We start from the raw sequence: 23,377 nt of genomic DNA, 5'->3' as shown, positions 1-23,377 counted from the left end.
GCCGGGCGCACCGGCCGGTGTCTCACCGCTGAAGCGGCGCCGGGCCTGGAGAGGCCTCGGCCACCGCCGACTTCTGGGGTGCGACCTTGGCCCCGGGGATGGCTCGCTGGATGCCGTCCGTGACGACCCAGTCGCCGGGGGCGAGCCCCGCCTCGATCACCCGGTACCGCCCGTCCCGCGCCCCGAGCGTCACCACCCGCTGCGCGACCGTGTTGTCGGCCCCGACCGTGAGCACGTAGCTGCCCTGCTGGTTCGTCCCGATGGCGTCGTCGCGGACCAGCAGCGCCTTGTCGTCGCGGCCGACCGGGATCCGGACCCGCACGAACAGGCCCGGGAGGAGCGCGTGATCGCCGTTCTCGATGAGCGCCCGGGCCAGCAGCGTGCCGGTGGACGGATCGACCTGCGGCGCGAGGTAGTCGAGCCGGCCGGTATGCGGATAGCCGGTCTCGGTCTGCAGGCCGATCTCCACCGGTATCTTGGCCAGATCGCCCAGCGGCTGCTGCGTCGCGCGCAGGTGCTGCTTGACCAGCAGCACCTGCTGCTCGCTGACGTTGAAGTAGACGTAGAGCGGATCGATGCGGACGAGCTGCGCCAGCTTGGTCGGCCCGCTGATGCCGACGAGCGCCCCGACATCCGCCAGGTGGTTGGTGACCACGCCGTCGAAGGGCGCGGAGACCTGCGTGTAGCCGAGGTTGATGGTGGCGATGTCGAGGTTGGCCTGCGCCTCCATGACGGCGGCGCTGGCTTGGTCCTGCTTGGTCTTCGCGTCCTCGACCCGGGCCTGCGAGGCGAATTCCTGCCGCCCCAGCGTGGATTGGCGCTGATATTCGGACTGGGCGTTCGCCAGAGCGGCCTGCTGCGCCGCCAGGGCGCCCTGCGCCTGCTTGAGCTGCGCCTCGTAGGTGTTGCGCTGGATGGCGAAGAGCGGCGCGCCCGCCTTCACCACGGCGCCGTCCTTGTAGGTGATCGCCTCCAGAAAGCCCTGGACCCGCGCCTCGAGATCGACGGCCGCGAACGCCTTGGTGTTGCCGGTGAGTTCGAAGTAGCGCGTCACCGTGCGCACGACCGGCTGCGAGACCGAGACGCCGGGCGGCGGTGGCGGGACGTACTGGTTCGAATCGCGGCAACCGGCGGCGCATCCGGCGATGGCCGCGAGGGCGAGAAGACGGACGGATCCGGGAAGCTGCAGCACGATCGGCACGGCCGGCCCTCAACCTGAGATCGTTACGGATGGTCTTTGGCCTCGGTCCTGCCGCGGCTACTGACCATCCTCGGCCTTGGCTTCCCGGGCGAGGGTCAGGCATTCGAGCAGATCGACATAGCTGGGCAGGCCGTCGAGTTGCGCTTCCGCCGCGCAGCGTGTCCGGTCACCGGCCGGGTAGCTGGACCACTTTTTTTCGACCTCGGCCCGCGCCGACCCCTCATCCTCGAGGCAGAGCTTCTGCCGGCCGGCATCGAGGGTCATCTGCTGCGTCGCCGCCCGGCAGCTGCCGTGAACGTCGAAGACCGGCATCGTGTCCGAGACCGGCATCGCCAACGCCAGCTCCATCAGCAGGGCAGGAACGGCAAACATCATGATCGACACACCCGCGCAGCGCGCCAACCGGACAACCCGGTCGATCCTGGCTTTGGCGGCCCAACACAGATGCCCCGCCCTGCGAAAATACAGGTTCGATGCGCAAACGGGCCCGATTCGGTCGCCTGTGCTCTATCGATAGCACATTTCGCAGCTGAGCCATGGCCTCAAAAATTGTTATCAACCAAGGCGGACTACCGAATCCCGCGATCCCCCGGCAGATCGGGCCCACGATGTATTTACGTCTTATTTAAACGTCCCAACCGATACGGGACAGCAACAGACCCAATGATACACCTGCATCACGGTATTTCGGCGCCCCCAGGATCGACGGCCCGCGATGATTCACCTGTGAAAGACGGGCGCCGCCGAGGCGAGCGGATCGGCCGGTCTTGGACCCGGCGGAGTGGGACGATGGACCGAACCCCGAACAGCCGAACATGCAGGGTTCGTCGCGGTCGCGCGATCCCCCCTCCCGTCGGCCGGCGGGACGGGGCCGGTGTCGCGATCCCCTGCCTGTCGGCTTGGCCGCCGTCTCACCGCTCCGCGCGGTGGAGATGCCACAGCGCGCCGACCAGCCCGAGATTGGCGAGGCTCAGGGCGAGCAAGAGCCACAACAGGGCCTCCGGGCTGGCCTGGGTCAGCACGAACGCGCCGGCCGGCGGGGCGAGCGCCTGCGCGACCAGCCCCGGCCGCGCCAGGCGGCCGACCACCAGCGGGTAGCGCACCGGACCGAACAGGGCCAAGGGCACCGTGCCCCGCGCGATCGAATAGATCCCGTTGCCGCCGCCGTAGAGCACCAGCCAGATCCCGACGCCCGGCAGCCCCAGGGCCAGCAGCACCAAACCCAGCGCCACCAGGCCCAGGGCGGCGGTGAGAGTCCACAGCGGGTGATGCCGCCCTTCGAACGACATCTCCACGATGCGGGCGCCGACCTGCGCCGGGCCGATCAGCGCCGCGTAGGACACGGCGGACGCCAGCGCCACGCCCCGCGCCTGCAGCAGCGTCAGCAGATGCACCGACACCAGCGCCATGATCGCGCCGCCGAGGACCAGCACCCCGGCGAACAGCCGGAACGCCCGCCGCTCGGAGGCGGACAGAGGGCCGGTGCGCGCCGCGCGGTGCTCCGCCGCCGCCGCCGGCGGGTTCGGGATCAGCAGGAGCACCAGCGGCAGCGTGACCCCGAGGTGCAGGCCGGCATAGGCGAGGCAGGCGCCCCGCCAGCCGACCTGCGCGACCAGGAACGCCGAGAGCGGCCAGCACACGGTGCTGGCGAACCCGCCCCACAGGGTCAGGGTGGTGATCGCCGGCCGTGCCGCCGCCCCGTAGAGGCGCCCGAGGGTGGCGAAGGCCGGATCGTACAGGCCGCAGCCCATGCCGAGCCCCAGCAGAAGCCAGCCGGCCAGGTAGACCGGCAGGACCGGCGCGGCGGCCAGCGTGATCAGGCCGGCCGCCAGCAGCAGCGCCGCCAGCGCCAGAACCGGACGGCCGCCGTGGCGGTGGATCGCCGCCCCGACATGCGGCGCGGCGAACGCGGCAACGAGGAGCCCGAGGGACAGACCGCCGACCACCCAGGCCAGCGGCCAGCCGGTGCTCTCCGCCACCGGGCCGGCGAGCACGGCGGGCAGGTAGAACGAGGACCCCCAGGCGAGGATCTCGATCACGCCGAGGGCGGAGATCACCGGCCAGCGCCGCCCCCCGGACACGCGCGGCCTACCGGGTGCCGAGCAGCGGCAGCCAGGCCGCCAGCGCCAGCAGCGTGGCCAGCAGCACGGGCGGGGTGATGACCAGGCCGACCTTCATGTACTGGCCCCAGGTGATCCTCTGGCCCTTGCTGTCCAGGACATGCAGCCAGAGCAGGGTGGCGAGGCTGCCGATCGGCGTGAACTTCGGCCCGAGGTCGCAGCCGATCACGTTGGCGTAGACCATCAGCTCGCGGGTCAGCGGCGACAGGTCCGGCGCCCGCTCGATCGCGAGCGCCCCGATCAGCACGCTCGGCATGTTGTTCATCAGCGACGACAGGATCGCGGCGGCAAAGCCGGTGCCGATGGTGGCGGCCCACGGGCCGTGGCCGGCGAGCCAGACCAGGCCCTTCGCCAGCACGTCGGTCAGGCCGGCGTTCCGGAGGCCGTAGACCACGAGGTACATGCCGAGGCTGAACAGCACGATCTGCCAGGGCGCGCCGGTCAGCACCTTGCGGATCGGGATGATCCCGCCCCGGTTGGCGAGCAGCAGGAGCACCGCCGCGCCGGCGCAGGTGACGGCCGACACCGGCACCCCGAACGGCGCGGTGACGAAGTAGGCGGCGAGCAGCACGCCGAGCAGCGGGAACGCCGCCCGGAAGACCAGCGGATCGCGGATCGCGTCGGCCGGGCGTTCGAGGGCATCGACCGGGTAGGCTTCCGGCACGTCGCGCCGGAAATAGGCCCACAGCACCAGCAGCGTCGCCGCCAGGGACACCAGGTTCACCGGCACCATCACGGCGGCGTACCGGCCGAAGGTCACGGCGAAGAAGTTGGCGGAGACGATGTTGACCAGGTTGGAGATCACCAGCGGCAGGGAGGTGCTGTCCGCCACGAACCCGCAGGCGACGATGAACGCCAGGGCCGCCGCCGGCTTGAAGTCGAGCCGGAGCAGGATCGCCAGCACGATCGGCGTCAGCAGCAGCGCCGCGCCGTCGTTGGCGAACACCGCCGCGATGGCCGCGCCGAGGAGCACGACCAGCGGGAACAGCCGCCGGCCCCGGCCGCCGCCCCAGCGGGCGATGTGCAGGGCCGCCCAATGGAAGAACCCGGCCTCATCGAGCAGCAGGGAGAGGATGATGAGCGCCACGAAGGTGAACGTGGCGTCCCAGACGACATGCCAGACCACCGGAATGTCGCCCGGATGGATCACGCCCGCGGCGAGAGCGACCCCCGCGCCGGCCAGCGCGCTCCATCCGATCCCGAGGCCCCTGGGCTGCCAGATGACGAACACGAGGGTGGCAAGAAAAATGGCGAGCGCGAGCATCCGGGCGTTTTCGTCTTATGGATCGGTGTGAGGCTCAAGCCGTGGCGACGCGGCGGCCGTGCTCGTCCACGACCCGCTCACCGTCTTCCTTGACGAACTCGCCCTGCTGCACCGGCAGAAGATCGAGCACGGCTTCCGACGGTCGGCACAGGCGCACGCCCTTGGGCGTGACCACCAGCGGGCGGTTGAGGAGGATCGGGTGCGCCGCGATGGCGTCCAGGAGCTGCGCATCCGTCAGCGCGGGATCGCCGAGGTTCAGCTCCGCGAACGGCGTGCCGCTCTCCCGCAGCACCGCACGCACCGACAGACCGGCGCGGGCCAGGAGCTGCACCAGCAGCGCCCGCGCGGGCGGGGTTTTGAGGTATTCGATCACGTGCGGCTCGATGCCGGCGTTGCGGATCATCGCGAGGGTGTTGCGGGACGTGCCGCATTCGGGGTTGTGGTAGATCACGACGTCGAACGGCTCAGGCATGGGCGGTCTCTCCTAGGGCGGGGCAGCAGGGTGCCAGGGCGGCCATCGCCGGGGTGCAGACCTCCGGGCGGCCCTGGCAGCAATCTTTCATCAGGAAGGCGATCAGGCCGGACAGCGCCGGGTAGGCGGCGCTGTAGATGATCGAGCGCCCCGCGCGCCGCGAGGCGACCAGGCCCGCGTGGCTCAGTTCCTTGAGATGATGGGACACGGTGGCGGCGGAGACGCCCACCGCCTCAGCCAGCACGCCGGAGGCCAGCCCGTCCGGGCCGGCGGTCACGAGCACCCGCACCAGGCGCAGACGGTGCTCCTGGGCGAGGGCCGCGAAGGCGGCGAGGGCTTGCGGCTCGTCCATATTCGTTACAATCTTCAAATCACTCTTTGAACGTACAAGAAAGCTGAACCTTGGACAAGCCGCGCCAGCCTTTCACCGATGGCCTGCCGAACCTGAGCGCCGCGCATTTCGTGGTGCCGACCCGCGCGCGCCTGGAGGCGGTCAAGCCGCTCACCCACGCCCCCCGGTTCCTGATCCTCTACGGCTCCCTGCGGGAGCGCTCGTTCAGCCGCTTCCTCGCCTACGAGGCCGCCCGGCTCCTGGAAGCCATGGGCGGCGAGGTGCGGATCTACGACGCGCACGGCCTGCCCCTGCCCGACGACACGACCGCCGATCATCCGAAGGTGCAGGAGCTGCGCGACCTCTCGATCTGGTCCGAGGGCCAAGTGTGGGTGTCGCCGGAGCGGCACGGCACGCTGACCGGCGTGATGAAAAGCCAGATCGACTGGCTGCCGCTCTCCGAAGGCAGCGTGCGGCCGACCCAGGGGCGCACCCTGGCCGTGATGCAGGTGTCCGGCGGCTCGCAGAGCTTCAACGCCGTGAACAGCCTGCGGATTCTCGGCCGCTGGATGCGGATGATCACGATCCCGAACCAGTCGTCGGTCCCGATGGCCTACAAGGAGTTCGACGAGGCCGGCCGGATGAAGCCGGGGCCGCTCTACGAGCGCGTCGTGGACGTATGCGAGGAGCTGATGAAGTTCACGCTGCTGACCCGGGAGCGGGCCGACGACCTCGTCGACCGCTACAGCGAGCGGAAGGAGCGCGCGCCGGAGCGCCTGAGCGCCGTGGCCGCCGACATCGGCTTTGTGAAGCGCTGAGACACCCCGCCGCCGATGCGACCGTCCACGCGGGCGCCGTCGTGATCGCGGCGGCGACCGGCCGCCCGTGGGGCAGGTCTGTGCGAGCCCCGGCGCCCCGAGGGCCGACCGGATCCGCTGTCTCCGCGTCCACCCTCGGGGGAGCGACGGGTTCGTCCCCCGCACGCCGCAGGCCTGCACGAAGGGCCTTGACGCGGTTCGGAGGGGTCCCGTATCTCTCGAGGACGGCAATGGTGTCTGCCGGGCCATCAAGGCCGAACCGCCGTCAGGCTGATGACTCCTACTTCTTGCGATCCCGCAAAGTCCTGCGGCATCGCATCAAGGGGATGTCATGCGCGCAACCTTCCAAAATCTGTTCACACGCTTCAACGTAGCGGCCTTTATCCGCACGCGGCACGATCATGCCGTCTCGGTCGCGCGCTGGATCCTGGTTCTGCTGCCCATGGCCGCCGCCGTGGGCTCCCTGTGCGCGGCCTTCCTCTGGAGCCTCGATGCGGCCACCCGGGCGCGCTTCGCCTATCCCGGGCTGCTGTTTCTCCTGCCGCTCGGCGGCTTGGCTATCGGGCTGCTCTACCATCGCTTCGGCCAGTCCGTGGAGGGCGGCAACAACCTCATCGTCGAGCAGATCCATGTGCCCGGGGGCGGCGTGCCCCTGCGCATGGCGCCGCTGATCTTCCTCGGCACGGTGGTCACGCATCTGTTCGGCGGATCGGCGGGCCGCGAAGGCACGGCCGTCCAACTGGGCGGCAGCCTCGCAAGCGCCTTCGGCAAGGCGGTCCGCCTGGATGCGCCGAGCTTCCGGATCATGCTGATGGCCGGGATCGCCGCGGGGTTCGGCGCCGTCTTCGGTACGCCACTGGCCGGCGCGGTCTTCGCGCTCGAGGTCCTCGCTGTCGGACGCATCGAATATGCGGCCCTCGTGCCCTGCCTCGTCGCGGCCGTGGTCGGCGACTGGACCTGTCAGCTGTGGGGCATCGAACACGGGGTCTACCGTATCGACGACCACGCCGGAGCCGTCGGCACGCACATGGTCGAGCCGCTGCTCCTGGCCAAGGTCGCGGTGGCAGGCGTGGCCTTCGGACTGGCCGGCCTGGTGTTCGCCGAGGCGAACCACATGCTCGGCGGATGGTGCAAGCGGGTCATCGCCTTCGCGCCCCTCCGCCCCGTGGCGGGCGGCCTCGCGGTGATCGCCCTGGTCTACCTCTGTGGCACGCGGGATTATCTGGGACTGGGCGTCTGGTCGGCGGATCCGCACGGGCTGACCATCGCCCGCTTCTTCGGTCCGGAGGTGCATCCCTGGAGCTGGGCGCTCAAGATGCTGTTCACGGTCGTCACCCTGAGCGCCGGGTTCAAGGGCGGCGAGGTCACGCCGCTGTTCTTCATCGGCGCGGCCCTCGGCAACGCACTGGCCGGGGTGCTGGGGGCGCCGGTGGATCTCCTGGCCGGCCTCGGGTTCGTCGCCGTGTTTGCCGGAGCGGCCAACACGCCGCTGGCCTGCACGCTGATGGGTATCGAGCTGTTCGGCGCCACGCACGGCGTCTACATCGCGACCGCCTGCTTCCTGGCCTACCTGTGCTCCGGGCACAGCGGCATCTACCTGTCCCAGCGCATCGCCGTCCCGAAGGTTTCCGTGGGCACCCTGCCGCCGGACGCCACCCTGCGCCATGCGCGCACGCACCGCGCGGCCCGGCTGACCGCGCCGGCCCCCGTGTCGGCCCCCGACAGATAGGTGCGCCCCAGGGCTTCGACGCGTCCGGTCGTCCCGGCCGGGATCGGGACGGTGCGGGCATCTCAATGACGTGCGCCGACAGGGCTCGACCACGCCAAGCCCGTTCCTGGGGGGCTCCAGGCCCCTCTGCGGGGAACGGGTCGTGCAGGCGAAGGCCGACGGCCTGCTCAAGGCCGTCGGCCGAGGACGCCCCGGTCTCAATGGGCGCCACACGCCCCCCCGCAATCCGCGCCCTGCCCCCGCACCACCGTCGGGCCGGCCCGTAAGCGGCGGAGCCGGCCCGCGCCGCGAGGGCGGACCGGGAGGATCCGGCCAGAGACCCGTTAGGCGGCGCGGACGGTTGCGAGGAAGCGGGCGACCTCGGCACCGAGATGCTCGGACTGGCGCGAGAGTTCGGAGGCGGAGGCGAGCACCTGGCTGGCCGCGGCGCCGGTCTCCTCGGAGGCCTGCGCGACGCCCGCGATGGTGCCGGTCACCGCGGTGGTGCCGGTCGAGGCCTGCGCCACGTTGCGCACGATCTCCTGCGTCGCCGCCCCCTGCTGCTCCACCGCCGCGGCGATCGAGGTCGCCACGCCGTCGATCTCCCGGATCCGCCCGGTGATCCCGCCGATCGCCGTCACGGCCTGCCCGGTCACCTCCTGCACCGCGCCGATCTGCCGGGCGATCTCCTCGGTCGCCTTGGCGGTCTGCTCGGCCAGCGCCTTCACCTCGGCAGCCACCACCGCAAAGCCCCGCCCCGCGGCGCCGGCCCGCGCCGCCTCGATCGTGGCGTTGAGCGCCAGCAGGTTGGTCTGCCCGGCGATCCCGGAGATCATCCCGACCATGTCGCCGATCCGGGCGGCGGTCTGGCTGAGCGCCTGGACCAGGGCGGCGGTCTGGTCGGCCTCGCCCACCGCCGATTGCGCGAGCCGGGCCGAGCCGGTGACCTGCCGGCCGATCTCCTGCACCGACGAGCCCAGCTCCTCCGCGGCGGCCGCCACGGTCTGGACGTTGGCGGCGGCCTCTTCCGCGGCGGCCGCCACGGTGGTGGATTGCGAGGCCGTCTCCTGGGCGGTGGCGGTCATCTGCCGGGCGGTGGCCTGCAGCTCCGTGGCCGAGGACGAGACCATGCCGACGACGCCGCCGACCGCCCGCTCGAACCCGTCGGCGAGTTCGATCATGGTGCGCCGGCGCGCCTGGGCCGCGGCCGCGTCGGCCAGCCGCTTGACCTCGGCCTCCTCGGCGGCCTTGCGGGCGACCAGGGCCTTGATCCCCTCCACCGCCCGGCCGACCGCGCCGATCTCGTCGCCCCGGCCAGCCTCCCGGATCTCCGCCTCGATCTCCCCTTGCGCCATGCGTCGCAGGACGACGACCAATCTGCCGAGCGGGCGCGTGATGCCGACGATCGTCACGAGGGCGGCCGCAGCGAGCCCGACCAGCAAGCCGAGCGCGCTGAACGACACCAGGGAGATGCGGGTGGCGTTGGTCTGCTCGGTCAGTTCGGCCGAGCCCTTCTCCATCGCGCCATCGATGTCGTTCCCGAGCTTCGAACTGCCCTGCACCAGGGCGACGAAGGTCGGGTCGATCGTACGATGGACCAGCGCGAGGGCCTCGGCGTTCCGGCCCGCCAGGCAGAGCTGGCGAACCTCGGAGACCTGCTGGACGAACTGATGGATACGGGCCGCCTGCTCGTCGATGCGGGCGCCAAAATCCGGCGCGAGTCGGCGCAGGTCGGCCAGAGCCTTTGTCAGGGTGGGGATGGCGTCGTCGAATCCAGTGTTGGCCACCTTCATCTGAGCTTCGTCTGTCTCAGCGAGGATGCGATACACCCAGTAATTCATCTCGAAGACGCTGCGATTCAGGCGACGCGCCGTTGCAACCGCCTTCGCATCGCGATCGATGAAAGAACTATAGGCCTTATCGATCTGGCCGATCCGCGCCTGCGCAAACCAAATACAGCCACCGATCACTCCACCGATAAGCACGATGACCGCTGACAGCTTTGTCAATATTTTAGCGTTGGAGAGCAAGGACATGGTTCCACCTGTGTGCATCAGGCGAAACGTCAACGAACACGATTAAATTTCGATTCAAGTTTCCGTGATGCGGAGAGAGCCAGCGCGATCCCAGGGGCCTCGGGGCCGGGCCGATGCGCACCCGCTCTCGGCGATGCGGTCAAGGAACCGCCCCTCCCGGGCGCCGCTCCGCGGATTCGCGCGGTTGCGGCTCCGCATGCGGCCCGGTGCCGGCTGCGCCCGCCACAGGGGGCAGGACCTGACGGAGCACATGGCGGAGCTTGTCGGGGTTGCGGGTGATGTAGAGGGCGGTGATCCGACCGTTCTCGATGGCGAGCGCAGTCGTCTGGAGGAGATCGCCGCGTTCCCGGCTGATGTATCCCGGCAATCCGTCGATCCAGACCGGCGCGACCATCGCGGCCCGCTCGGGCCCCCATTTGCGCCGGACGCCCGCGAAGAGACGGAGCAGGCGCTCCGACCCGACGATGGGGTTGGGAAAGGCCAGGACCTTGCCGCCGCCGTCCGAGCAGAGCACCACGTCCTCCGCGAGCAGCGTGCGCAGGGTCGCGATGTCCCCGCTGGCGGAGGCCGCGAAGAAGGCGTGGGCGATCCGTTCGCCCTCCTCCCGCGCCACGGGAAAGCGCGGCCGTGCGGACTGCACGTTCCGGCGGGCGCGCACCGCGAGTTGACGCACGGCGGCCGCCTCCCGATCAAGCGTGTCCGCCACCTCGCCGAGCGGGATGCCGAACACGTCGTGGAGCAGGAAGGCTGCGCGCTCGAGGGGCGAGAGGCGTTCCAGCGCCATCATCAGCGTCAGCGTGAGATCGTCCTCGTCCACGCCGTCCTCCCCCGTCTCGACCAGGGGCTCCGGCAGCCAGGCGCCGACATAGGTCTCCCGGCGGGCGCGGGCCGACTTCATCTGGTCGAGGCAGAGCCGGGTCACGATGCGGGCCAGAAACGGATACGGGGCCGCGACCGCGCCCCGATCCGCCGCGATCCAGCGCAGCCACGTGTCCTGCACCATGTCCTCGGCCTCGCTGCGGGAGCCGAGCATGCGGTAGGCGATGCGCAGGAGGCGCGGACGATGGGCCTCGAAGGTGGCGGTCGCCGCGTCGGTCTGCGTGTCGGTCGGCGGCATGGGATCTGTCTGCGGAGCGATGGCGAGACCCGGGGATCCTCGCACGCGGCCGGAGGGGGTGTCACCGCCGGTCCGGCACGGTCAGGTCGCGGTCGTCCGTGTCGACGACGAACACCGCGAGAAGGCGGGACGGCTCCGTGGCGCTGGCATTGGCGCTCACGGCGTGGTGGTCGCCCGGCTGCTCCACGAAGCTCTCGCCGACCCGGAAGATCTGCTCAGGCCCGTCGTTGATGCGGCTGCGGATCGCGCCCTCGATCACCGTCGCGGTGATGAAGGCGGAGCGCGCATGCCTGTGGGCGGGGGAGGACCCGCCCGGCCCGTACGCGACGAGGACGCCGCGCAGACTCTTGCCGGGGATGCCCGGCAGGGGGTGGTCGAAGATCGTCGTGACGCGGGCCTCGCCGGCCCGCAGCTCCGCCGCCCCGACCGGGAGCGCGAAGCCGGCCAGGCAAGCGGAGAGGATGAGTGCTTTGACCATGGGGGTTCGTCCAGCGTGGTGAGGGAGGCCGTCAGACGGTCGCGAGCCAAGTCGCGAAGCGCGTGGATCCGAGGCGCGCCGCGGCAGCATCCTCGGGAACGAGCGAGCCCTTCTCCAGCGCGGCGCCGAAATACCGTGCGCCGCGGTCGGCCGACACCGCCCGGCGGTCGCCGGCGGCGGCGGCGCATCGGGCGACGAAGTCGCGGAAGGGCAGCCTGTCCGGTCCGGCGATCTCGATCGTCCGGCTGCGGGGCTCGTGGACGGCGACGTCCGCCAGCGCGGCCGCGACGTCGGCGGCGGCGATGGGCTGGAAATCGGCGTCGGGGACGACGATGCGATCGCCTACGACCGACGCCGCGGTGATCGTGGCGACGAACTCGAAGAACTGGGTTGCACGAACGATCGTGTAGGGCAGGCCGGACGCCACGATCAGCCGCTCCTGCGCGACCTTCGCCCGGAAGTATCCGTTCCCGTCCAGGCGATCCGTGCCGACGATCGAGAGGGCGACATGGTGCGTCACGCCGGCCCGACGCGCGGCGGCCAGGAGGTTGCGGCTCGACCGCTCGAAGAAATCGAGCACCGCCGCATCCTCGAAGGACGGTGCGTTCGCGACGTCGACCACGACCTCGGCGCCGACGAGAACCTCGGCGAGCCCCTCACCCGTCAGGGCGTCGACGCCCGTCCGCGGGGAGGCGGCGACGGCTTCGTGTCCCCTGCGGCCGAGTTCGGCGGTCAACTGCCTGCCGATCAACCCGCTCCCGCCGATCACAACCATCTTCATGACGCGCGTCTCCTGCGTGAACCGGGCGGCGCGGCGGGGTGCCGCTCGGGCGCTCGTTCGACGTCAAGACGAGGGGACGACGCGGGATGTGACATGCCGTCGGAGAAAAAGGCGATGCCGCGGCGTGGGACGCCGTCCATGGCCACCACCGGAAGCCAGCCCCCCCTCCGGGCTGAGCGTCACGGGGTCGATCCGGGCCTCCCCCATCAAGCCGACCCGGAGGGCGTTCCAGCGGACAGTCCTGGCCAGACCCGGCCAGTCCCGTGACGGTCTCGCCGACCGTGTCGGCGCCGGCACCGATGAGTCCGCAGGCGACCGGACGGCCTCCGACGCCCTTCGCCGGCTCGGCGACGTCCGCGCCTCCGACGAGACCGCCGATCCGCACAGGGTCCCGATTGAAGGCGTCCGCGCCGGCGTCGCGTGCGGCTCAGCCGATATCGCCTTCCGCGCGACCCCGACGGGACAGCGCGCCATCCCGGAATGGCCAGGGTCCGTGGCGGAAGCCTGGACCCACTGGACTGGACCGCTCGCCGGAACGCTTGGAGGAGGCCGCCGTTGCACCCGTCGCGAGAGGGTGGGCGTCGGGCTTGCGAGACCGCAGCCGATGCCAGCCCGAGACAGGATGTGAAGGGCAGCGCGATGATCGACACGGACAGGATCACGGGGGCCGCGCGCGCGTTCGGCGGCACGGTTCAGGGCTCGGTTGGCGACCTCGCCGGTTCGAACCGCGATGCGATCGAGGGCCGGCTCCGCGAAGCGCAGGGCACCGCCGAGAACCTCTACGGTCAGGCCAAGGACGCGGTCCGGCACGCGGCCAACGAGATCTCGGACCACGCCGCGGAGGCCTATGACCGGAGCCGTGCCTACGCGTGGGAAGGTCACCAGACCTCCGTCGCCTGGCCCCACGCTTCCTTGCTCGTCGCCGGGCTCGCGGGCTTCGGTCTGGGCTTGCTCGTCAGCAAGCTCTGAGCCGCGACGCCCGCTCGCACCGACACCGTCGGCGGCGTGGCACTCGCGGATCTCCCAGGCGGGGCCCCGCGCGGCCGATGATCGGCCCGCGTCCCGGCCGGGCCTCCACGGCGCCGGGCAAAACGGTCCCCGCGCGGTCGATCGCGCCGCGACGCAAATCCGTGCGGCCAACCCGACCGGCCGGTCCCGCGTGTCGGTCTTTGCCGGGTCGACATCTCATGGTTGTATGGGGGCGTGCCGCGGCCCCTGTCGGCCGGCGGCGAGGCCCGCGCGTCGGCATGGCACGGGAACGGCAAGGGAGGCACCGCAATGGCCAGCGTGGTCGCCGAGGATCAGGACGCCCGGAACGCGCTCGGCGAGAGCGAAATTCCCAAGGCCACGATCTGCCTCTGGTACGACACGGAGGCCGAGGCGGCCGCCCGATTCTACGTCGCGACCTTTCCGGACAGCGCCATGGGCGCGGTTTACCGGGCACCGGCCGATTACCCGTCGGGCAAGGCGGGGGACGTGCTGACGGTGGCGTTCACGGTGGCCGGCATCCCGTGCATCGGCCTGAACGGCGGTCCCGCCTTCCGGCACAGCGAGGCCTTCTCGTTCCAGATCGCCACGGACGACCAGGCGGAGACGGACCGGCTCTGGACCGCCATCGTCGACAATGGCGGGCAGGAGAGCGCCTGCGGCTGGTGCAAGGATCGCTGGGGCATCGCGTGGCAGATCACGCCACGCGTGCTCACCGCCGCGCTGGCGGCCGGCGGCGCGGAGGCCCGGCGCGCGTTCACGGCCATGATGACCATGGGGAAGATCGACGTCGCCGCGATCGAGGCGGCCCGGCGCGGATGACGTCGCGTCGGCCTGGACCCTGTTGCCGATGACCGAGCCGATATCCGCCGCGGCCCACGCGCGCACCATCCTGGCCGCGCACGAGCATCGCCGCCCCATCGCACCGCTGACCGGCTGGGATCCGACCTTCGACCTGCCGGCGGCCTACCGGGTCGCCGAGGCGATCCGGAGCCTGCGTGCCGGGCGCGGCGAGCGGAATGTCGGCTACAAGATCGGCTTCACCAACACGACCCTGTGGGAGCGGTACGGCGTCCGGGCGCCGATCTGGGGGCATGTCTACGACACGACCCTGCGCGACCGGGCCGCCCTGGGCGGACCGGTGCCCCTCGCGGCCTTCGTCGAGCCCCGGATCGAGCCGGAGATCGTGTTCGGTCTGGCACGCGCGCCGGACCCCGGCATGGATGCCGAGGCGCTGATCGCCTGCCTCGACTGGGCCGCGAGCGGCTTCGAGATCGTGCAGTCGCTCTATCCGGGCTGGCGCTTCGCGGCGCCCGACACCGTGGCGGCCTTCGGGCTGCACGGGTTGCTGGTGGTGGGCGAGCGGGTGCCGGTTCCGGCGGCCGCGCGGCGCGGCTGGATCGGCGACCTCGCGGGCTTCACCGTCGACCTGCTGCGGGACGGCGCCGTCGCCGACCGGGGCGGCGGCCGCAGCGTCCTCGGGACGGGACCGCTCGCCGCCCTCGCGCACTTGGTCGATGCGCTGGCTAACGATCCGGTCGCCCCGCCGCTCGCAGCCGGCACGGTCGTCACAACCGGCACGCTGACGGACGCGCTTCCGGTCGCCTCCGGCCAGCACTGGAGCACGCGGCTCGACGGGCTGCGGCTTCCCGGCATCGACCTTGCCCTGACCTGAAAGACCCGGCACGGGTTATCGTGCCAGGATCGTGTCGTTTCCCGGGCCGGCTCCGGGACTCTGGCATTGGTGATGGTTAGCCGACATGCCAAATGCTGAGCCATGCCTGGACGCCTGCGGCGACGCCACACGACCTTCCTCGTCTCCGTCACCGTGCAGGGCTCCAGCCCGGCATCCGGCGCCACGGTCTACGCGGTGATGAAGCCCAGCGCCGCGGAGGCGCTGGAGGCCGTCCGCCCTCTGGTCGACCCGTCGGCCACCCTCGCCGTCGTGGGCAGCCTGTCCACCCGGATCGCCAAGGCCCTCAAGCTGAAGCGCGACGAGCCGCGGGTGGTCTGAGCCGCCCGGTTCCGGCTCAATCCACCGCGAGCCGGTAGCCGACGCCCCGCACGGTCTGCAGGAAGACCGGATTGGCGGGGTCGACCTCGGTCTTGCGGCGCAGGCGGTTGATCTGCACGTCGACGGTGCGCTCCGCCGCGGCCCCGCCCGGGCCGGCGAGCTGCTCGCGCTCGACATTGGCGCCGCCCGCCATCGCCAGGATCGTCAGGATCTCGCGCTCGCGCTCGGTGATGCGGATCAGCTCGTCGTCCCGGCGCAGCTCGCCCCGGTCGACCCGGAACGCGAACGGCCCGAAGGTCACCGCCTCGGCGGCCGCCGCGCGGGGCCGCGCGCTGCGCTTGATGATGTTGTTGAGCCGCAGCGTCAGTTCCCGCGGCTCGAAGGGCTTGGGCAGGTAATCGTCCGCGCCGATCTCCAGCCCCATCACCCGGTCGTTCGGGTTGGAGCGGGCGGTGAGCATCAGGATCGGCACCCGCGACGTCTCGCGCACGCTGCGGGCGTAGTCGAAGCCGTTCTCGCCGGGCATCATCACGTCGAGGACCATGGCGTCGAACACGACGCTCTGGGCCCGGGCCCGCGCCTCCGCGGCGCTCGCCGCCGCGGTGACCCGGAAGCCCTGGTCGGTGAGGTAGCGGGCGAGCAATTCGCGCAGCCGGCGGTCGTCGTCGACCACGAGGACGTGGGGCGCCTCGTCGGGCAGGTCGGCCCGGGCGGCATTGCTCACGCGCACTCCTCCCCGGCGACGCGCCCGTCGCTCCCGCCCCCGCGCCGCGCCATCAGGCGCTGGACCGCCGGGCGGTCCTCCGGCTCGATCATCGCCATCAGGAAATCCTCCGGGGAGCCCCGGGCATCCGGCGCCGCGAGCGCCCGGGCGAGGCGGCGGGCCTGGACCCGCGTGAGGTCGGCCGCGAGCCGGGCGCCGGCCTCGGTGCAGTAGAGGAGGCGCTGGCGCCGGTCGCTGGAACCCGGCTTCTGCGCGACGTAGCCCTGCCCGATCAGGTCTTTGAGCACCCGGTTGAGGCTCTGCTTGGTGATGCGCAGGATGTCGAGGAGTTCGGCGATGGTCAGGCCGGGATAGCGGTCGACGAAGTGCAGCACCCGATGGTGGGCCCGGCCGAAGCCGTAGGCGGCCAGGATCCGGTCGGGATCGCCCACGAAATCCCGGTAGGCGAAGAACAGAAGCTCGATCAGGTCGTCGCTGCCGAGGGCGGCCGGCGCGGCGCCCGGGACGGGTTTCGCCGCGAAGATCGCCTCGCGCGGGGCTGTCCGTGTCACGGCGCGGCCGCTCCCAACGGGTGATAGGTCAGTCCCCATGACGTTTCTCAAGGCGGCCCGGGCCCGTCAACCCTGACCGGGCCGGCCGGGGCGCCGGCCGGCGGCGATCCTCAAGCGGGATTGCCGCCGGTCCGGCCCCTCCGCTACGCAGGATCCTCGATCGACGGGAGCGGACGGACATGGCCGAGGCAGCTGAACCGGGACCGGGACGCCTCTGGATCCGCGATCCGCGCGCCATCCTGGCCGAGGGCGCCGGGGGCGGGATCGTCGTGGCGGGCACCCGGATCGTCGAATGCGTGGCGGCGGGCGCGAAACCCGCCGCGCCCGTGGACGAGACCTTCGACGCCTCGCGCCACGTGGTCATCCCGGGGCTGATCAACACCCATCACCACGCCTTCCAGACGCTGACCCGCGCCCACCCGCTGGCGATCAACAAGCCGCTCTTTCCCTGGCTGAAGGCGCTCTACACGGTCTGGGGGCGGATCACCCCGGAGGCGTTCCGGCTCGCCACGCAGGTGGCCTTCACCGAGCTGCTGCTCTCGGGCTGCACCACGGCGGGCGACCATCACTACCTGTTCCCGAAGGGGCTGGAGGATTCGATGGACGTCCAGGTCGCGGAGGCCCGGGCCCTCGGGATCCGGGCCGCGATCACCCGCGGCTCCATGAGCCTGTCCGACCGGGAGGGCGGGCTGCCGCCCGAGAGCCTGACCCAGGACGACGACACGATTCTTTCGGATTGCGAGCGGGTGCTGAACCTGTTCCACGACCCCGCCCCCGGCGCGATGGTGCAGGTCGCGCTCGCCCCCTGCTCGCCCTTCGCGGTGACCCGGCGCCTGATGCGCGAGAGCGCGGCGCTCGCCGCCCGGCACGGGAGCCGGCTGCACACCCATCTCGGCGAGACGCTGGACGAGGACGCCTATTGCCAGCAGATGTTCGGTTGCCGGCCGGTGGAGTACCTCGAGGAGGTCGGCTGGCTGAACGATCGGGTCTGGCTCGCCCACGGCATCCACTTCACCGATGCCGAGGTCGCCCGGCTCGGCAAGGCCGGGGTCGGCGTCTGCCACTGCCCGACCTCGAACATGACCCTGGCCTCGGGCCGCTGCCGCACCTGCGAGCTGGAGGCGGCGGGCTCGCCGGTGGGCCTCGGTGTCGACGGCTCGGCCTCGAACGACAGCTCGAACCTGATGGAAGGCGTGCGCCACGCCCTGATGATCAACCGGCTCACCTACGGGGCGGAGGCCGTGACGCATCTCGACGCCCTGCGCTGGGCCACCGAAGGCTCGGCCGCCTGCCTCGGCCGCACCGATATCGGCCGGATCGAGCCGGGCCGGGAGGCGGACCTCGCCCTGTTCACCCTGGACGAGCTGCGCTTCTCCGGCGCCCACGACCCGCTGGCGGCTCTGGTCCTGTGCGGCGCCACCCGGGCCGACCGGGTGATGGTGGCGGGCCGCTGGCGGGTGATCGACGGCCAGCCGCTCGGGGTCGATACCGGGATGCTGCGCGAGGCGCATTCCCGGCTGGCGGTGGACCTGTTCGGAGCGGTGTAGAGGGCGAGCCCTGACCCGCCCCGCGCGTGATCCTCAGAACAGCCCGTCGATCTGCCCGTTGGCGTCCAGCCGGATCGTGTCGGCGGCGGGCACCCGGGGCAGGCCCGGCATGGTCATGATCTCCCCGCAGATCGCCACCACGAAGCCGGCGCCGGCCGAGAGCCGGACGTCGCGCACGCCCACGATGTGGCCCTCGGGGGCGCCCATCAGGGTCGGGTCGGTGGAGAACGAGTACTGGGTCTTGGCCATGCAGATCGGCAGGTTTCCGTAGCCGTCCTTCTCGAAGGTGGCGAGCTTGGCCTGAGCCTTCGTCTCGATCTGGATGTCGGCGGCCCCGTACAGCTTGGTGGCGATCGCCCGGATCTTGTCGGAGAGGCGGCTCTCCGTCTCGTAGGCGTGGCGGATCGGCGCCGGCTCGGCCTCGGAGAGCTTCACCACCGCGCGGGCCAGCTCCTCGGCCCCGGCCCCGCCCTCCGCCCAGTGGCGGCAGGTGATCGCCTCGACGTCGAGCCGCTCGCGGCACAGTTCCTTGAGCTTGGCGTGCTCGGCATCGGTGTCGGCGTAGAAGTGGTTGACGCCGACCACCACCGGCAGGCCGAAGCCGCGCAGGTTGGTCACGTGCCGGGCGAGGTTGGCGAAGCCCTTCTCCAGGGCGTCGATGTTCTCGGCCCCGAGGTTCTTCTTGTCGACGCCGCCATGCATCTTGAGGGCGCGGATGGTCGCCACCACCACCACGGCCGAGGGGGTCAGCCCCGCCTGCCGGCACTTGATGTCGAGGAACTTCTCGGCGCCGAGATCGGCGCCGAACCCGGCCTCCGTCACCGTGTAGTCGGCGAGCCGAAGGCCGGCCCGTGTGGCGATCACCGAGTTGCAACCATGGGCGATGTTGGCGAAGGGGCCGCCATGGATCAGCGCCGGGTTGCCCTCGAGCGTCTGCACGAGGTTGGGCTGCAGGGCGTCCTTGAGCAGCACCGTCATGGCGCCGGTGGCCTTCACGTCCTTGAGGGTGACGAGCTTGCGGTCGCGGGTCTCGGCGATCACGATCCGGCCGAGGCGCTCCTCCAGGTCGGCGAGGTCCTTGGCGAGGCAGAACACCGCCATCACCTCGGAGGCCACCGTGATGTCGAACCCGTCCTCCCGGGGGAAGCCGTTGGCGACGCCGCCGAGCGACTGGGTGATCTGGCGCAAAGCCCGGTCGTTCATGTCGACGACGCGGCGCCAGTGGATGCGGCGCACGTCGATGTTGAGCTCGTTCGCCCAGTAGACGTGGTTGTCGATCAGCGCGGCCGCGAGGCTGTGGGCCGACGTGATGGCGTGGAAGTCGCCGGTGAAGTGCAGGTTGATCTGCTCCATCGGCACGACCTGGGCCTTGCCGCCGCCGGCGGCGCCGCCCTTCATGCCGAAGCACGGCCCGAGCGACGGCTCGCGCAGGCAGATCATGGTCTTCTCGCCGATGCGGTTCAGGGCGTCGCCCAGGCCCACCGTGGTGGTGGTCTTGCCCTCGCCCGCGGGCGTCGGGGAGATCGCCGTGACCAGCACGAGCTTGCCGGGCTTCCGGCTCTCCAGCCCGGCGATGTAGCCGTGGTCGATCTTGGCGATGTGCTTGCCGTAATTGTGGAGCGCGTCATCCGGGATGCCGAGCTTCTCGGCGACCTGCGCGATCGGCTTCAGGGTCGCGGCGCGGGCGATCTCGATATCTGACGGCATGGGCCTTCCTCCCTGACTCGCGGGCGCGATGCCCGCCCGCCGGCTCTTGCCGTGCGAATCTCCTGCCGTGCGGGCTGCGGCTTGGCCGCCCGCGAACGGCTGCGCACTGTGCGTCAAAGCCCGGGAAAATGCGCGTCGATTTTTATGATATGGCGGACAAAATACTCTTGTCGCCCCCGACGTCCCCAGCTCCGACGCACGGAGCGGGTCCGGACCAGCGAGACGCCCGGTCGAGGCCTGCCATCGGCGCCTCGGCCGTCAGAACCTGACCAGCTCGACGCGCCGGTTCTTGGCCCGTCCCTCCGCGCTGTCGTTGGCGGCGACCGGGCTGGACGCCCCGAAGCCCCTGGCCTTCAGCCGATCCCTCGCGACGCCGGCGGCGACGAGCTTCGCCATGACCGCCTTGGCACGGCCGTCGGACAGGGCCTGGTTGTGCGCGGCGGCTCCGGTCTCGTCGGTATGGCCGTTGATCGCGAGCCGCAGGCCGGGATTCGTCCGCAGCAGGCCCGCCACCGCGTCGATCTGCGGGGCGGAGGCCGGCAGGATCTCGGTCCTGTCGGTGGCGAAGTTGACCTGGATCACCGCCTTTCCCGTCGTGTCGAGGTCCTGCTTCAGCTGCTCGGCGGGCAGGAGGGCGCCGGTCTGGAGAAACGGCTTGGTCTCCAGGATGGTCCAGGCCGCGTTGTTGCTGCCGGGCACGAAATGGACCCAGATCTGCCGGTCCGGCCGGCGGATCACCCAGGTCTGCGCCGGCTCGTTGTAGACATTGCCCAGGCCCTCATACATCCCGATCCGGATGTCCTCGGGCAGCGTCTCCGTGAGGGAGGCGGGGATCCTGCTGTCGGCGATCTTCCGGCCGCCGGCCTGTGTCAGCACGGCCTCGATATTCTTCTTCAGCTCATAGGATGCGTAGGTCTTGCCGTCCTTGGTGCCGATGAGGGACAGGAAGACCTTGCCCTCGACCTCGTGGAGCGCCGTGCCGGACCAGAACAGGAAATGCCCGAAAGCGCGGGTCTCGGGCGGGTTCAGCGGCTGGTAGCCGTCGGGGAGCGCGAAGTAGGGAAAGCCGCCGAGCGGCGCGTTCGAGACGGGGACGGCCTCCAGGATGGACGCAGCCGGCCCGGACACCGTGTCCTGCGCGCTCGCAGGATCGGCCGGGATTCCGGATGCCGCACAGGCGAGGGCCAGCAGGATCCAGACCGGCTTCAGCGCTTTCACGATCCACTCCGACAGGTTGCGGAGGCGCGAGCCTAGCGGGCCCGGATCGTCAGGCAATTAGGCCTCTTGAGCTACGGTCCCCAAGAGAATCCCGTTCGTCTTTGCGCTTTGCAGGACGGCGCGACGGGATGTCGGGTGCAGAATACCGGCGATCTTACGCAGGCACCGGGAGCCTGAACGGGCGCAGGCTCATGCCCGGAGGCCGAAGATCTTGCCCTTGCGGCCCGAAGCCGCCTTGCGGATCTTCGGGATGGCGCGCCCGAGCGTCGGCTGCGGGCGGCGCCGGCCGCCGCACCGCCGTGATGAACGAGGTGCGGACCGCCAGGGCGCCGGATCGGGAGAGGGGCGCTAGCCCCCCGACTTCTTGGCCTTGTCGGCGGCGCCCGGCGCCTCGTGCGGCTGGGGGGCGCCCTTCGGCAATTCCGGGTTCTCGGCGTTGTGCGGGGCGGCGACCGGGGCCGGCACGGTCTCGGCGGTGGCGGTCGGCTTCTCGATGTCGGGCAGACCGTCCTTCAGCTTCGCGTTGATCTGCGTGAGGTCGTCCGGCTCGGGGTTCAGATCCTTGGCGTGCTGCCACTGGAACTTGCCCTCGAGGCGCCGGCCCGAACGCCAGTAGGCGTCGCCCAGGTGGTCGTTGATGGTCGGATCGCCGGGCTTCAGTTCGACCGCCTTCTCCAGCTCGCGCACCGCATCGTCCCAACGGCCGAGGCGGTAATAGGCCCAGCCGAGGCTGTCGACGATCATCCCGTCCCGGGGGCTCGCATCGGCGGCCTGCTGCAGCAGCTTGAACGCCTCGTCGATGTTGACGTTCTGATCGACCCAGGAATAGCCGAGATAGTTCATCACCTGCGCCTTGGCGGCCGGCTGGTTGGCCGGCACCAGGGACAGGGCCTTCTTCAGGTCGGCCTCGGCCTTCGGCCACTGCTTGGCGCGCTCGTAGGCGGTGCCGCGGAAATAGTAGGTCGTCCAGTAATTGGCCTGCGGCCGGTCGCCGATCAGGCCGATGGCCCGGGTGTAGGTGGCGGCCGCCTCCTCGTACTTCTTGCGGGCGCGCTGCACGTTGCCCAGCGCCGTGATGACGTCGATGTCGTCCGGGTGGGCCTTCATCGCCGCGTCGAGATGGGCCAGGGCCTCGTCGCCCTTGCCCATCTGCTCCAGGTTCAGGCCGATCTGGATGTCGGCGTTGAGCTTGAGCGGGGAGGCGGCCGGGATCTGCGCGTAGGCCTCGTTGGCCCGCTCGGGCTGCTTCATCCGGTCCAGCGTGTCGGCCAGCGTCAGCCGGGCGAGGGCGTGGTCGGGGGCGAGGTAGAGCGCCAGCCGCAGGTAGATCACGGCGGGCAGTTCGTCGCCCTGCGTCGAGCCCGCGGAGCCCAGCCCGTACAGCACCTCGGCTGCGCCCTCCTGGGCGGTGCCGATCAGCCGCGTGAGCGGCTTGCCCTCCTTGAGCTTGTCGAGGGCGTCGCGCACCAGCGGGTGGCGGGGCGAGAGCTGGTCGAAGTCGGAATAGGCCTGGATCGCCAGATCGGTGCGGCCGAGGCTCGCCTCCATCCGGGCATAGGCGTCGACGATGCGCAGGGTGTTGCGGTCGGCCTCGTAGGCGGCCTTGAGACGCCGCTCGGCCTCGGCGTTGTCGCCGGTCACCGAGGCGATCAGGCCGGCATGGTAGTCGCGGAAGGTGTTGTAGTAGCGCTCGCCCCGGAGCTTGTTGACCGTCTCCAGCGCCTTCTTGCCGTCGCCCGCGCCGGCATACGACCAGGCGGTGAGCAGCGTCGCGGTCAGGTCGGTGGCCGCCCCGCGGCCGCTGCGCGAGAAGTTCTGGCGGGCGGCGGCCCATTGGCCCGCCTTGATCTGGCGCACCCCGAGGGAGAGGTTGGCGAGCCCGTTGGTGGGATCGCGGGCGATGAGCTTCTCGGCGGTGCGGAACGCGTCCGGCAGGGCGCCGTCGGCGAGCAGCGAGATGAAGGCGCGCTCGACCAGCTCGGCGTTGCGCGGATCGGCCTTGACCGCCTCGCGGTAGAAGGTCGCCGCCGCCGCCGTGTCCCGGGACGCGCCCGCGATGTAGGCGGAGAGGAAGTTGCCCTCCAGCGAATCCGCGGGCTCGTAGTCGAGCACCGGGGTCGATTCCCTCGGCTGCGCGGCCAGCACGGTCTGCGGCAGCCCGGCGGCGAGCAGAAGGGCGAGCGCCGAGACGCTCCGGCGGGCGCGTGTGATCATCATGAACCGATCGCGGCTCCTGGGCGCCGGCCCGTCAGGGGCCGGGCGCGAGAATGGCGGGGCATCCCCGAAAAAACGCTGGGGACACT

The 23,377-nt window shown here is 71.1% G+C and carries 22 protein-coding genes and 1 riboswitch; of the genes, 7 read left to right on the top strand and 15 right to left on the bottom strand.

Annotated features, from left to right (window positions below):
* Positions 1 to 22: 22 nt before the first annotated feature.
* The 6 genes from PQI07_RS11470 to PQI07_RS11445 form a co-directional block, all read right to left on the bottom strand.
* The gene (locus PQI07_RS11470; RefSeq protein ID WP_075380944.1) at positions 23 to 1,201 is read right to left on the bottom strand and encodes an efflux RND transporter periplasmic adaptor subunit; all 1,179 of its coding nucleotides are present in this window, start codon (positions 1,199 to 1,201) and stop codon (positions 23 to 25) included.
* Between the two features lie 57 nt (positions 1,202 to 1,258).
* Entirely contained in the window at positions 1,259 to 1,576 is a 318-nt protein-coding gene (locus PQI07_RS11465; protein ID WP_274926652.1) for a hypothetical protein, read from the bottom strand.
* 536 nt (positions 1,577 to 2,112) lie between these two features.
* Positions 2,113 to 3,282, bottom strand: coding sequence for an MFS transporter (locus PQI07_RS11460; RefSeq protein ID WP_075380945.1), 1,170 nt, complete (start codon positions 3,280 to 3,282; stop codon positions 2,113 to 2,115).
* A 7-nt stretch (positions 3,283 to 3,289) separates the two neighbouring features.
* Positions 3,290 to 4,585: an arsenic transporter gene (locus PQI07_RS11455; RefSeq protein WP_274926651.1), complete on the bottom strand. Its 1,296-nt coding sequence runs from the start codon at positions 4,583 to 4,585 to the stop codon at positions 3,290 to 3,292.
* 34 nt (positions 4,586 to 4,619) lie between these two features.
* Complete coding sequence (arsC, locus tag PQI07_RS11450; RefSeq protein WP_043353683.1) at positions 4,620 to 5,057, bottom strand: arsenate reductase (glutaredoxin); 438 nt, start codon at positions 5,055 to 5,057, stop codon at positions 4,620 to 4,622.
* Entirely contained in the window at positions 5,050 to 5,409 is a 360-nt protein-coding gene (locus tag PQI07_RS11445) for an ArsR/SmtB family transcription factor (protein WP_043353685.1), read from the bottom strand. The genes arsC and PQI07_RS11445 overlap by 8 nt, the downstream gene beginning before the upstream one ends.
* 50 nt (positions 5,410 to 5,459) lie before the next feature.
* On the opposite strand from PQI07_RS11445, the gene arsH reads away from it, so the two are divergent.
* A complete protein-coding gene (arsH, locus tag PQI07_RS11440) occupies positions 5,460 to 6,206 on the top strand; it encodes an arsenical resistance protein ArsH (protein ID WP_043353686.1) in 747 nt (248 codons plus the stop codon).
* A gap of 217 nt (positions 6,207 to 6,423) precedes the next feature.
* A riboswitch (Fluoride riboswitch) is annotated at positions 6,424 to 6,496 on the top strand.
* A 41-nt stretch (positions 6,497 to 6,537) separates the two neighbouring features.
* Positions 6,538 to 7,935: a voltage-gated chloride channel family protein gene (locus PQI07_RS11435; RefSeq protein WP_274926650.1), complete on the top strand. Its 1,398-nt coding sequence runs from the start codon at positions 6,538 to 6,540 to the stop codon at positions 7,933 to 7,935.
* A gap of 323 nt (positions 7,936 to 8,258) precedes the next feature.
* Here the strand turns inward: PQI07_RS11435 and PQI07_RS11430 are convergent, their stop codons facing one another.
* The 4 genes from PQI07_RS11430 to PQI07_RS11415 all read right to left on the bottom strand — a co-directional run bounded on the left by PQI07_RS11430 (position 8,259) and on the right by PQI07_RS11415 (position 12,326).
* The gene (locus tag PQI07_RS11430; RefSeq protein WP_075380949.1) at positions 8,259 to 9,950 is read right to left on the bottom strand and encodes a methyl-accepting chemotaxis protein; all 1,692 of its coding nucleotides are present in this window, start codon (positions 9,948 to 9,950) and stop codon (positions 8,259 to 8,261) included.
* A 139-nt stretch (positions 9,951 to 10,089) separates the two neighbouring features.
* Positions 10,090 to 11,067 carry a sigma-70 family RNA polymerase sigma factor gene (locus PQI07_RS11425; protein ID WP_274926649.1) on the bottom strand — a complete coding sequence of 326 codons (978 nt, stop codon included), beginning with the start codon at positions 11,065 to 11,067 and terminating at the stop codon, positions 10,090 to 10,092.
* A gap of 61 nt (positions 11,068 to 11,128) precedes the next feature.
* Positions 11,129 to 11,545: a cupin domain-containing protein gene (locus PQI07_RS11420; RefSeq protein WP_043384020.1), complete on the bottom strand. Its 417-nt coding sequence runs from the start codon at positions 11,543 to 11,545 to the stop codon at positions 11,129 to 11,131.
* Between the two features lie 31 nt (positions 11,546 to 11,576).
* Positions 11,577 to 12,326, bottom strand: coding sequence for an SDR family oxidoreductase (locus PQI07_RS11415; RefSeq protein WP_274926648.1), 750 nt, complete (start codon positions 12,324 to 12,326; stop codon positions 11,577 to 11,579).
* A gap of 639 nt (positions 12,327 to 12,965) precedes the next feature.
* Here PQI07_RS11415 and PQI07_RS11410 point away from each other — a divergent pair.
* From PQI07_RS11410 to PQI07_RS11395, 4 genes are all read left to right on the top strand, one after another.
* Positions 12,966 to 13,295 carry a CsbD family protein gene (locus tag PQI07_RS11410; RefSeq protein WP_043384130.1) on the top strand — a complete coding sequence of 110 codons (330 nt, stop codon included), beginning with the start codon at positions 12,966 to 12,968 and terminating at the stop codon, positions 13,293 to 13,295.
* 366 nt (positions 13,296 to 13,661) lie between these two features.
* Positions 13,662 to 14,135 carry a VOC family protein gene (locus tag PQI07_RS11405; RefSeq protein WP_043384134.1) on the top strand — a complete coding sequence of 158 codons (474 nt, stop codon included), beginning with the start codon at positions 13,662 to 13,664 and terminating at the stop codon, positions 14,133 to 14,135.
* A 28-nt stretch (positions 14,136 to 14,163) separates the two neighbouring features.
* The gene (locus PQI07_RS11400; protein WP_274926647.1) at positions 14,164 to 14,988 is read left to right on the top strand and encodes a 2-keto-4-pentenoate hydratase; all 825 of its coding nucleotides are present in this window, start codon (positions 14,164 to 14,166) and stop codon (positions 14,986 to 14,988) included.
* A 102-nt stretch (positions 14,989 to 15,090) separates the two neighbouring features.
* On the top strand, positions 15,091 to 15,327 hold the full coding sequence (locus tag PQI07_RS11395) for a hypothetical protein (RefSeq protein WP_043353327.1): 237 nt from the start codon (positions 15,091 to 15,093) through the stop codon (positions 15,325 to 15,327).
* A 16-nt stretch (positions 15,328 to 15,343) separates the two neighbouring features.
* On the opposite strand, the gene PQI07_RS11390 is transcribed toward PQI07_RS11395, so the two are convergent.
* Together PQI07_RS11390 and PQI07_RS11385 are read right to left on the bottom strand one after the other, a co-directional pair.
* Positions 15,344 to 16,051: a response regulator gene (locus PQI07_RS11390; RefSeq protein WP_043353334.1), complete on the bottom strand. Its 708-nt coding sequence runs from the start codon at positions 16,049 to 16,051 to the stop codon at positions 15,344 to 15,346.
* Positions 16,048 to 16,641, bottom strand: a complete 594-nt coding sequence (locus PQI07_RS11385; protein WP_210274645.1) for a MarR family winged helix-turn-helix transcriptional regulator — start codon at positions 16,639 to 16,641, stop codon at positions 16,048 to 16,050. The genes PQI07_RS11390 and PQI07_RS11385 overlap by 4 nt, the downstream gene beginning before the upstream one ends.
* A gap of 140 nt (positions 16,642 to 16,781) precedes the next feature.
* On the opposite strand from PQI07_RS11385, the gene PQI07_RS11380 reads away from it, so the two are divergent.
* A complete protein-coding gene (locus PQI07_RS11380; RefSeq protein ID WP_043353330.1) occupies positions 16,782 to 18,149 on the top strand; it encodes an 8-oxoguanine deaminase in 1,368 nt (455 codons plus the stop codon).
* A 33-nt stretch (positions 18,150 to 18,182) separates the two neighbouring features.
* Here PQI07_RS11380 and PQI07_RS11375 read toward each other — a convergent pair whose 3' ends face one another.
* The 3 genes from PQI07_RS11375 to PQI07_RS11365 all read right to left on the bottom strand — a co-directional run bounded on the left by PQI07_RS11375 (position 18,183) and on the right by PQI07_RS11365 (position 23,291).
* Complete coding sequence (locus tag PQI07_RS11375; protein ID WP_043384032.1) at positions 18,183 to 19,856, bottom strand: formate--tetrahydrofolate ligase; 1,674 nt, start codon at positions 19,854 to 19,856, stop codon at positions 18,183 to 18,185.
* A 258-nt stretch (positions 19,857 to 20,114) separates the two neighbouring features.
* A complete protein-coding gene (locus tag PQI07_RS11370) occupies positions 20,115 to 21,074 on the bottom strand; it encodes an OmpA family protein (RefSeq protein ID WP_274926646.1) in 960 nt (319 codons plus the stop codon).
* A gap of 348 nt (positions 21,075 to 21,422) precedes the next feature.
* On the bottom strand, positions 21,423 to 23,291 hold the full coding sequence (locus PQI07_RS11365) for a tetratricopeptide repeat protein (protein ID WP_043384035.1): 1,869 nt from the start codon (positions 23,289 to 23,291) through the stop codon (positions 21,423 to 21,425).
* Between the last annotated feature and the right edge of the window lie 86 nt (positions 23,292 to 23,377).

The organism is Methylobacterium sp. 092160098-2, assembly GCF_028920805.1.
In the GTDB taxonomy this organism is placed as follows: Bacteria; Pseudomonadota; Alphaproteobacteria; order Rhizobiales; family Beijerinckiaceae; genus Methylobacterium; species Methylobacterium fujisawaense.
The sequence above is the reverse complement of the archived record's forward strand: the minus strand, read 5'-3'. Positions and strand labels throughout refer to the sequence as shown.

Bases quoted from the DNA above. Each gene is read 5' to 3' on its own strand.
- PQI07_RS11420 (WP_043384020.1), bottom strand. From the start codon at position 11,545: ATGGTCAAAGCACTCATCCTCTCCGCTTGCCTGGCCGGCTTCGCGCTC.
- PQI07_RS11445 (WP_043353685.1), bottom strand. From the start codon at position 5,409: ATGGACGAGCCGCAAGCCCTCGCCGCCTTCGCGGCCCTCGCCCAGGAG.
- PQI07_RS11400 (WP_274926647.1), top strand. From the start codon at position 14,164: ATGACCGAGCCGATATCCGCCGCGGCCCACGCGCGCACCATCCTGGCC.
- PQI07_RS11410 (WP_043384130.1), top strand. From the start codon at position 12,966: ATGATCGACACGGACAGGATCACGGGGGCCGCGCGCGCGTTCGGCGGC.
- arsC (WP_043353683.1), bottom strand. From the start codon at position 5,057: ATGCCTGAGCCGTTCGACGTCGTGATCTACCACAACCCCGAATGCGGC.
- PQI07_RS11385 (WP_210274645.1), bottom strand. From the start codon at position 16,641: ATGGGGACTGACCTATCACCCGTTGGGAGCGGCCGCGCCGTGACACGG.
- PQI07_RS11425 (WP_274926649.1), bottom strand. From the start codon at position 11,067: ATGCCGCCGACCGACACGCAGACCGACGCGGCGACCGCCACCTTCGAG.
- PQI07_RS11365 (WP_043384035.1), bottom strand. From the start codon at position 23,291: ATGATGATCACACGCGCCCGCCGGAGCGTCTCGGCGCTCGCCCTTCTG.
- PQI07_RS11435 (WP_274926650.1), top strand. From the start codon at position 6,538: ATGCGCGCAACCTTCCAAAATCTGTTCACACGCTTCAACGTAGCGGCC.
- PQI07_RS11375 (WP_043384032.1), bottom strand. From the start codon at position 19,856: ATGCCGTCAGATATCGAGATCGCCCGCGCCGCGACCCTGAAGCCGATC.
- PQI07_RS11380 (WP_043353330.1), top strand. From the start codon at position 16,782: ATGGCCGAGGCAGCTGAACCGGGACCGGGACGCCTCTGGATCCGCGAT.
- PQI07_RS11395 (WP_043353327.1), top strand. From the start codon at position 15,091: ATGCCTGGACGCCTGCGGCGACGCCACACGACCTTCCTCGTCTCCGTC.
- PQI07_RS11465 (WP_274926652.1), bottom strand. From the start codon at position 1,576: ATGATGTTTGCCGTTCCTGCCCTGCTGATGGAGCTGGCGTTGGCGATG.
- PQI07_RS11430 (WP_075380949.1), bottom strand. From the start codon at position 9,950: ATGTCCTTGCTCTCCAACGCTAAAATATTGACAAAGCTGTCAGCGGTC.
- PQI07_RS11415 (WP_274926648.1), bottom strand. From the start codon at position 12,326: ATGAAGATGGTTGTGATCGGCGGGAGCGGGTTGATCGGCAGGCAGTTG.
- PQI07_RS11455 (WP_274926651.1), bottom strand. From the start codon at position 4,585: ATGCTCGCGCTCGCCATTTTTCTTGCCACCCTCGTGTTCGTCATCTGG.